Origin of the sequence: Vibrio sp. 10N.222.48.A3, from assembly GCF_041475345.1 — a bacterium.
GTDB classification, from domain to species: Bacteria; Pseudomonadota; Gammaproteobacteria; order Enterobacterales; family Vibrionaceae; genus Vibrio; species Vibrio tasmaniensis_A.
On the sequence record NZ_JBFRVX010001008.1, the window covers coordinates 1 to 463 of the forward strand.

General features: G+C 44.7%; 1 protein-coding gene and 1 pseudogene. One reads left to right on the forward strand and one right to left on the reverse strand.

What is annotated here, in order from left to right; translation table 11 throughout:
- Positions 1-134, forward strand: a pseudogene (locus tag AB4653_RS23000) (YkgJ family cysteine cluster protein); the annotation flags it as partial.
- A gap of 53 nt (positions 135-187) precedes the next feature.
- Here AB4653_RS23000 and AB4653_RS23005 read toward each other — a convergent pair.
- On the reverse strand, positions 188-463 hold a 276-nt coding region (locus AB4653_RS23005; RefSeq protein WP_372105409.1), incomplete at its 5' end, for an NUDIX domain-containing protein.

Sequence of the window (463 nt, forward strand, 5' to 3'; positions counted from 1 at the left end):
ATCCAAGCCTGATTAATGAGATGGTACGAGATGAGTGTGAAATGATTGAGGTGGTGGATTTACAAGACACGAAGAAAGCTCAAAGGAAACTCGACCTGTTGATGAAAGACAGCCGCCCTTCAAGCTATTCGTAAGCGATGATCTTTTGAAGATCAATCTTCAGCATTCGCTAATAGCAGCTAAAACCTTAAGCCAAATACTGGTTCGCTTCTAACCAATCAAGCGCAACCAGTGCTGCCAACGAACATACCGCTCTGTCGTTGCCATCAACAAACTTAAGTTCTTCGATTTCGGCATCTGGAGACAGTTCGCCAGTATAATCAGCAAGATAACAAGTCAATTGCACTGATACGCCTTCCGCTTTGCCATCAGCTTGGCCTGTAAACGTCTCGACGTATATGATGGAATCACGCACCAAATCAACTGAGATCTCTTCTCTGATTTCGCGAACCAGTGCTTGCTC